Annotated in this window: 7 protein-coding genes, 1 tRNA gene and 1 pseudogene; all 9 read left to right on the top strand. The window is 41.6% G+C overall.

What is annotated here, in order from left to right:
* A pseudogene (locus tag POD11_RS16795) lies at positions 1-83 on the top strand (hypothetical protein); the annotation flags it as partial.
* A 49-nt stretch (positions 84-132) separates the two neighbouring features.
* Positions 133-208, top strand: a tRNA-Trp gene (locus tag POD11_RS16790).
* Between the two features lie 75 nt (positions 209-283).
* The gene (gene secE, locus POD11_RS16785; protein WP_002114837.1) at positions 284-724 is read left to right on the top strand and encodes a preprotein translocase subunit SecE; all 441 of its coding nucleotides are present in this window, start codon (positions 284-286) and stop codon (positions 722-724) included.
* A gap of 7 nt (positions 725-731) precedes the next feature.
* Positions 732-1,265: a transcription termination/antitermination protein NusG gene (nusG, locus tag POD11_RS16780; protein WP_016142418.1), complete on the top strand. Its 534-nt coding sequence runs from the start codon at positions 732-734 to the stop codon at positions 1,263-1,265.
* Between the two features lie 109 nt (positions 1,266-1,374).
* The gene (gene rplK, locus POD11_RS16775; protein WP_001074682.1) at positions 1,375-1,803 is read left to right on the top strand and encodes a 50S ribosomal protein L11; all 429 of its coding nucleotides are present in this window, start codon (positions 1,375-1,377) and stop codon (positions 1,801-1,803) included.
* Positions 1,804-1,806: 3 nt separating this feature from the next.
* Positions 1,807-2,502 (top strand): 50S ribosomal protein L1, encoded by a 696-nt coding sequence (gene rplA / locus POD11_RS16770; protein WP_005065788.1) that lies wholly within the window; start codon positions 1,807-1,809, stop codon positions 2,500-2,502.
* Positions 2,503-2,814: 312 nt separating this feature from the next.
* A complete protein-coding gene (gene rplJ, locus POD11_RS16765; RefSeq protein WP_016142417.1) occupies positions 2,815-3,321 on the top strand; it encodes a 50S ribosomal protein L10 in 507 nt (168 codons plus the stop codon).
* 42 nt (positions 3,322-3,363) lie between these two features.
* Entirely contained in the window at positions 3,364-3,735 is a 372-nt protein-coding gene (rplL, locus tag POD11_RS16760; RefSeq protein ID WP_001229360.1) for a 50S ribosomal protein L7/L12, read from the top strand.
* Between the two features lie 304 nt (positions 3,736-4,039).
* Complete coding sequence (gene rpoB, locus POD11_RS16755) at positions 4,040-8,128, top strand: DNA-directed RNA polymerase subunit beta (protein ID WP_016142416.1); 4,089 nt, start codon at positions 4,040-4,042, stop codon at positions 8,126-8,128.
* The last annotated feature ends 2 nt before the right edge of the window (positions 8,129-8,130 follow it).

The following is an 8,130-nucleotide window of genomic DNA, read 5'->3' as shown; positions in this document are numbered from 1 at the left end:
CAGGTCTACGTTTTGCGATCCGTGAAGGTGGTCGTACTGTAGGTGCTGGTGTTGTTGCGAAAGTAACTGCAAGCATATTATAGTGACGGATTACGTCTCAGGTTGAGGGCTTTGGCTCTCAACTTGCATTATAGGTCAGTAGTTCAATTGGTAGAGCGTCGGTCTCCAAAACCGAATGTTGGGGGTTCGAGTCCCTCCTGACCTGCCATATTTTGAAATAAAAAGCTTGATGCTGGCTTAGTTGTTCATATAATAAGTCGCGAGTTCTACGACGAGTACAAAAATGTCGAATGATAAATCGCGTGACGCATTGAGCGACGCGCCAATTCCTCAAAGAAATAATTCTGCTGAAGTTGTTCGTTCTGGTTCGCCTCTAGACATTGTTCTATGGGTGATTGCAATAGCATTGTTGCTTTTAGCTACCATGGTGAATCAGCACTTACCAGCGTATTGGGCGCCTGCAAATAATGTTTGGGTGCGCGTTGGGGCAATTTTTGCTTGTATCGTTGTGGCTTTAGGTTTATTATACGCCACCCATCAAGGTAAAGGCTTCGTTCGTTTGCTAAAAGATGCACGAGTCGAATTGCGTCGAGTAACTTGGCCAACAAAACAAGAAACAGTCACTACTTCGTGGCAGGTTCTATTGGTTGTAGTTGTTGCATCACTGGTTTTATGGTGCTTTGACTATGGTTTGGGTTGGTTAATTAAGTTGATTATCGGGTAAAAGAGCTATGAAACGTTGGTACATTATTCATGCCTACTCTGGCTATGAAAAACAAGTGTTGCGTTCACTTACAGAACGAATCCAGCGTAGCGCTGTTGCTGATAGCTTTGGTGATGTCCTTGTTCCTACCGAAGAAGTGGTGGAAATGAAGGATGGTAAGAAACGTAAATCTGAGCGTAAATTCTTTCCTGGCTATGTGTTAGTCGAAATGGAAATGAATGATGATACTTGGCATATTGTTAAAGAATGTCCAAAGGTTCTAGGTTTTATCGGTGGTACACCTGAAAAACCAGCACCAATCACTCAGCGTGAAGCAGATGCGATTCTTGCGCGTGTACGTAATACTGGTGAAGCACCACGTCCTAAAACGATGTTTGAGCCAGGTGAAGAATTACTTGTTATTGACGGTCCATTCACAGACTTTAAAGGTGTGGTGGAAGAAGTTCAATACGATAAGTCACGTTTAACGTTGACGATTAATGTATTTAATCGACCAACTCAGGTTGAACTCGAATTTCGCCAAGTCGAAAAAACGATTTAATCTTAATTGGTTGAAAAGCGCCCGATTTTATCGGGCATTGTTGTTGTAACAGTAGTGTTGCGTAAAGATTGGGGAGCCTAGCGGCGTTTGTACCCAGAGGTATTTTAAAATGGCTAAGAAGATTGACGGCTATATCAAGCTGCAAGTTCCAGCTGGTAAAGCAAATCCATCTCCACCAATTGGTCCTGCGTTAGGTCAACGTGGTGTAAACATCATGGCATTCTGTAAAGAATTCAATGCTGCTACACAAAAAGTTGAACCAGGTCTTCCAATTCCTGTAGTGATTACTGTGTACAACGACAAGTCGTTCACATTCATCATGAAAACTCCTCCAGCTTCTATTCTTCTTAAGAAAGCTGCTGGTATTCAAAAGGGTTCATCTGTACCAAACAAAACTAAAGTTGGTAAGTTGACTCGTGCTCAGTTAGAAGAAATTGCGACTACTAAAGAACCAGATTTAACTGGTGCTGATTTAGACGCACGTGTTCGTACCATCGCTGGTTCTGCACGTTCTATGGGCTTGGAAGTGGAGCTATAAGACATGGCAAAGTTAACTAAACGTCAAAAAGCCATTGCTGCTGCTGTTGAAGCAAACAAAGTTTACACTTTGGAAGAAGCGGTACAAGTTCTTAACAGCCTACCTGCTGCAAAGTTCAAAGAATCTTTGGACGTAGCTGTAAACCTTGGTGTAGATCCACGTAAATCTGATCAGGTTGTTCGTGGCGCAACTACATTACCTGCAGGTACTGGTAAAACTGTACGTGTAGCTGTATTTGCTCAAGGCGCTCAAGCAGAAGCTGCTAAAGAAGCTGGTGCTGATGTTGTAGGTTTTGATGACCTTGCTGAAAGCATCCAAGGTGGAAACCTTGACTTTGATGTTGTAATCGCTGCTCCTGACGCTATGCGTGTTGTTGGTAAGCTCGGTACAATTCTTGGTCCACGTGGTTTAATGCCAAACCCTAAAGTTGGTACTGTAACTCCTGATGTAGCGAATGCTGTTAAAAACGCTAAATCTGGTCAGGCTCGTTACCGTGTAGACAAAGCGGGTATTATCCATGCTGCGATCGGTCAATTAGGCTTTGATGCTGCTGCTATCCGTCAAAACGTTGAAACCTTAGTTGCTGACTTGAAAAAGTTAAAACCTGCAACTTCTAAAGGTGTATACATCAAAAAGATCACTTTGAGCTCAACTATGGGTCCTGGTCTTACTGTTGATGTAAACAACGTTTCTAACTAAGTTTAGACTTAGTAAAGAATTTTAAAGTCCTGATAGAGGACAGAGCCTAAATAGAAATATTTTTCTATTAGGTTGGGGGAGGCCAAAGCCTTATCCCTTACTCATCAGGCGGACTTTGAATTGATAAATGAGAATTTATCAGCGTCAAAGACCTCAGGCGAAAAGATGTTGTTTTCGAATAGCACTTTTCTTAATAAAACAGCCTGCGTAGACGCGGTGGTGTGATTTGTTCCTCCTCCGCGTGTAAGTCGAAAGGCTTACGAATTGGGAGTGTGCCCAGTGGGTACATAAATCACCTTAGGAGGTTTTACAATGGCTCTTCTTATTGAAGACAAAAAACAGATCGTTGCGGAAGTAAGTGAAGTTGCTTCTAAGGCGTTTGCAGCCGTTGTTGCTGACTACCAAGGCTTAAGCGTAGAGCAATTAACAACACTTCGTGTTGAAGCTCGTAAGTTGGGTGTTTCTACACGTATTGTACGTAACACTTTGGCTAAACGCGCACTTCAAGATACTCAATTCAATATCTTGAACGATAACCTTGTTGGTCCAACAATTCTAGGTTTTTCAACTTCTGAAGATGACATGGGTGCAGCTGCACGTTTGTTCGAAGAATTTGCTAAAACTAACAAAGCATTTGAGTTAAAAGCTGCTGCATTTGACGGCAAAGTTTATCAAGGTGCTGACGTTAGCGTAATTGCAAACCTTCCGAACCAAGAGAAAGCTCTTACTATGCTTGCCTCTGTCCTTCAAGCTCCTATTTCGAAATTGGGTCGCCTTATTACAGCGCTCAAAGAGAAAAACGAGTCAGAAGCTGCTTAATCAATTTTACACACCATTCAATATCCATTTGGAGTTATTCTCATGGCTTTAACTAACGAAGAAATCTTAAACGCAGTTGCTGAAAAAACTGTTCTTGAACTTGTTGAATTAATTTCTGCTTTCGAAGAGAAATTCAACGTTTCAGCTGCAGCTGTTGCTGTTGCTGCTCCAGCTGGTGGCGCTGCTGCTGCTGCTGAAGAACAATCTGAATTCAACGTTGAGTTGACTTCTTTCGGTGCTAACAAAGTAGCTGTAATTAAAGCAGTTCGTGAAGCAACTGGCCTTGGTCTTAAAGAAGCTAAAGACCTAGTTGAAGGTGCTCCTCAAGTTCTTAAAGAAGGCGTTTCTAAAGAAGAAGGCGAAGAACTTAAGAAGAAACTTGAAGAAGCTGGTGCTACAGTTACACTTAAGTAATTGTAAAAGGAGTCGGTTTTTAAATCGGCTCCATAAAATGGCTGATGGCTCTTGGGTCATCAGCCTTTTTGCGTTACAATAATCGGCTCGATTTTTGTAAGTTTTGTTTGATTTTTGAGAAAATCAAAATAAAACAATAAATTTCAAATGTTTACCAATATTTTTCTTTTTTAAAAATATTGTTAAGCGTTTTTATACCACTAAAAATTGCAGCATTTGTAAACAGTGGTGGCCATATCGGCCTGCGTAATTCCTTCTGAGCCCGTTCTGCAGGCGGGCTTAGTTTACTTTCCGAGGACTCCAGATGGCATACTCATATACCGAAAAGAAACGGATCCGTAAGAATTTTGGTAAATTGCCCCAAGTAATGGATGCACCGTACTTACTATCGATTCAGGTCGATTCGTACAGAACATTCTTGCAAGATGGCAAAACTCCAAAAAACCGCGAAGATATCGGTCTCCAAGCCGCATTTCGTTCAGTTTTTCCTATCGAAAGTTATTCTGGCAATGCTGCTTTAGAATTTGTTGAGTATAGCCTTGGTAAACCTGAGTTCGATGTACGCGAATGTATTCTTCGTGGTTCGACTTATGCGGCACCAATGCGCGTTAAAATTCGTTTGATTATTAAAGATCGCGAAACTAAATCAATTAAAGACGTACGAGAACAAGAAGTCTATATGGGTGAAATTCCACTCATGACTGAAAACGGTACATTCGTCATTAATGGTACTGAGCGTGTAATCGTATCTCAATTACATCGTTCACCAGGCGTTTTCTTTGATCACGATAAAGGTAAAACCCACTCAAGTGGTAAAGTGTTGTATTCAGCACGTATCATTCCTTACCGTGGTTCATGGTTAGACTTCGAATTTGATGCGAAAGACTTAGTTTACGTACGTATTGACCGTCGTCGTAAATTACTTGCTACTGTTGTATTACGTGCACTAGGTTATAACAACGAACAAATCTTGAATTTGTTCTATGAAAAAGTACCTGTGTATCTTGATATGGGTAGTTACCAGATTGACCTAGTCCCTGAACGTTTACGTGGGGAAATGGCGCAATTTGATATTGCTGACAATGACGGTAAAGTTATTGTTGAGCAAGGTAAACGTATTAATGCTCGTCACGTACGTCAAATGGAAGCTGCTGGTTTAACAAAACTTTCAGTTCCTGATGAATACTTATATGAGCGTATTACTGCTGAAAATATTACTTTACGTGATGGTGAAGTAATTGCTGCTAATACTTTGTTAAGCCATGAAGTTATGGTGAAACTAGCAGAAGGTGGTGTTAAACAGTTCAATATCTTGTTTACGAACGATATTGACCGTGGTTCGTTTGTTGCTGACACATTACGTGCAGATACAACAGCTGGCCGTGAAGAAGCATTAGTTGAAATTTATAAAGTAATGCGTCCAGGCGAGCCGCCAACAAAAGAAGCTGCTGAAAACTTATTCAATAACTTATTCTTCTCTTCTGAGCGTTATGACTTATCTCCAGTAGGTCGTATGAAGTTCAACCGTCGTTTGGGTCGTCCATACGAAGTTGGTACTGACCAGAAGTCACGTGAAGTAGAAGGTATTTTATCGCACGAAGATATCATTGATGTATTACGTACATTAGTTGAAATCCGTAACGGTAAAGGTGAAGTCGACGATATCGATCACTTGGGTAACCGTCGTGTACGTTCTGTTGGTGAAATGACTGAGAACCAATTCCGTGTTGGTTTGGTTCGTGTTGAACGTGCTGTTAAAGAGCGTTTAAGCCAAGCAGAAACAGATAACTTGTCTCCGCAAGATCTAATTAACGCTAAACCAGTTGCAGCTGCAATCAAAGAATTCTTTGGTTCAAGCCAGTTATCTCAGTTCATGGACCAAAACAACCCATTATCTGAGATTACGCACAAGCGTCGTGTATCAGCGCTTGGGCCTGGTGGTTTAACACGTGAACGTGCGGGCTTTGAGGTACGTGACGTACATCAAACTCACTATGGTCGTGTATGTCCAATTGAAACGCCGGAAGGTCCAAACATTGGTTTGATCAACTCGCTTTCTGTATATGCAAAAGCAAATGACTTCGGTTTCTTAGAAACACCTTACCGTAAAGTGGTAGATGGTCGAGTAACTGATGCAGTTGAATACCTATCTGCGATTGAAGAAGTAGGCACTGTTATTGCACAGGCCGATTCTGCAGTAGATAAAGATGGCAACTTAACAGAAGAGTTTGTTTCTGTTCGTCATCAAGGTGAATTCGTACGTATGCCACCAGAAAAAGTGACGCATATGGATGTTTCTGCTCAGCAGGTTGTATCTGTTGCAGCATCACTTATTCCATTCCTTGAACACGATGATGCGAACCGTGCGCTTATGGGTTCAAACATGCAACGTCAGGCAGTTCCTACTCTACGTGCGGATAAACCGCTTGTAGGTACAGGTATGGAAGCAAACGTTGCACGTGACTCTGGTGTGTGTGTGATCGCAAACCGTGGTGGTGCAATTGAATACGTAGACGCTTCTCGTATCGTTATTCGTGTAAACGAAGATGAAATGATTGCTGGTGAGGCTGGTGTAGATATCTACAACCTCATTAAATATACGCGTTCTAACCAGAACACTTGTATCAACCAAAATATTATCGTGAATTTAGGCGACAAAGTTGCTCGCGGTGATATCTTGGCAGACGGTCCATCAACAGACATGGGTGAACTTGCGCTTGGTCAAAACATGCGCGTTGCGTTCATGACTTGGAACGGTTACAACTATGAAGACTCGATCTTATTATCTGAGCGTGTACTTCAAGAAGACCGTTTAACTTCTATTCATATTCAAGAATTATCTTGTGTAGCGCGTGATACTAAGTTAGGTGCAGAAGAAATCACTGCCGATATTCCTAACGTTGGTGAAGCTGCACTTTCTAAACTTGATGAATCAGGTATCGTTTATATCGGTGCTGAAGTTACAGCAGGCGACATTCTTGTTGGTAAAGTAACCCCTAAAGGTGAAACTCAGTTAACTCCTGAAGAAAAATTGCTTCGTGCAATCTTTGGTGAGAAAGCAGCTGATGTTAAAGATTCATCTTTACGTGTTCCATCTGGTACTAAAGGTACAGTTATCGACGTTCAAGTCTTCACTCGTGATGGCTTAGAGAAAGATGATCGTGCATTAGCTATCGAAAAAGCACAGCTTGATGCTTACCGTAAAGACTTGAAAGAAGAATACAAGATCTTTGAAGAAGCAGCTCGTGAGCGTGTAATTCGTTTGCTTAAAGGCCAAGAGTCTAATGGCGGTGGTTCAACTAAACGTGGTGACAAACTCGTTGAAGAAGTGTTATCTGGTTTAGAGCTTGTTGATTTACTTGAAATTCAACCAGCAGATGAAGCAATCGCTGAGCGTTTAACTCAAATTCAAGTGTTCTTAAAAGAAAAGAGCGCAGAAATTGATGAGAAATTCGCTGAGAAGAAACGTAAGCTTGCTACAGGTGATGAATTAACAACTGGTGTATTGAAAGTTGTTAAAGTTTACTTAGCTGTTAAACGTCGTATTCAGCCTGGGGATAAGATGGCTGGTCGTCACGGTAACAAAGGTGTTGTATCTAACATCCTACCTGTTGAAGACATGCCACACGATGCTAACGGTGTGCCGGTAGATATCGTATTGAACCCGCTGGGTGTACCATCTCGTATGAACGTGGGTCAGATTCTTGAGACTCACTTAGGGATGGCGGCTAAAGGGCTTGGTGATAAAATCGAAAAAATGTTGAAAGAACAACGTACAGTTTTAGAACTGCGTGAATTCTTAGACAAGATTTATAACAAAGTCGGTGGTGAGCAAGAAGATCTTGATAGCTTAACTGATGATGAAATCTTAGCACTTTCAGGCAACTTGCGTGCTGGTGTGCCTTTAGCTACTCCTGTATTCGATGGTGCTGAAGAAAGTCAAATTAAAGACTTACTTGAGTTAGCTGGTATTTCACGTACAGGTCAAACAGTATTGTATGATGGCCGTACAGGTGAACAGTTTGATCGTCCTGTAACTGTAGGTTACATGTACATGCTCAAATTGAACCACTTGGTTGACGACAAGATGCATGCGCGTTCAACTGGTTCTTACTCTCTTGTTACACAGCAACCGCTTGGTGGTAAAGCACAATTCGGTGGTCAGCGTTTCGGTGAGATGGAGGTCTGGGCACTTGAAGCTTACGGCGCAGCATATACTCTCCAAGAGATGTTAACTGTTAAGTCGGATGACGTTGAAGGTCGTACACGCATCTATAAGAATATTGTAGATGGTAACCATTATATGGATCCAGGTATGCCTGAATCGTTCAACGTATTGACCAAAGAGATCCGTTCTTTAGGTATCAACATTGAACTGAAAAATGGTGATTAAGT

Origin of the sequence: Acinetobacter sp. P1(2023), from assembly GCF_028367635.1 — a bacterium.
Lineage (GTDB): Bacteria > Pseudomonadota > Gammaproteobacteria > Pseudomonadales > Moraxellaceae > Acinetobacter > Acinetobacter pittii_E.
Note: the sequence above shows the minus strand (reverse complement) of the source record. Positions and strands in the feature narration are given on the sequence as shown.

Coding starts and splice junctions, on each gene's coding strand:
- rplK (WP_001074682.1), top strand. CDS start 1,375: ATGGCTAAGAAGATTGACGGCTATATCAAGCTGCAAGTTCCAGCTGGT.
- secE (WP_002114837.1), top strand. CDS start 284: ATGTCGAATGATAAATCGCGTGACGCATTGAGCGACGCGCCAATTCCT.
- rpoB (WP_016142416.1), top strand. CDS start 4,040: ATGGCATACTCATATACCGAAAAGAAACGGATCCGTAAGAATTTTGGT.
- rplJ (WP_016142417.1), top strand. CDS start 2,815: ATGGCTCTTCTTATTGAAGACAAAAAACAGATCGTTGCGGAAGTAAGT.
- rplL (WP_001229360.1), top strand. CDS start 3,364: ATGGCTTTAACTAACGAAGAAATCTTAAACGCAGTTGCTGAAAAAACT.
- nusG (WP_016142418.1), top strand. CDS start 732: ATGAAACGTTGGTACATTATTCATGCCTACTCTGGCTATGAAAAACAA.
- rplA (WP_005065788.1), top strand. CDS start 1,807: ATGGCAAAGTTAACTAAACGTCAAAAAGCCATTGCTGCTGCTGTTGAA.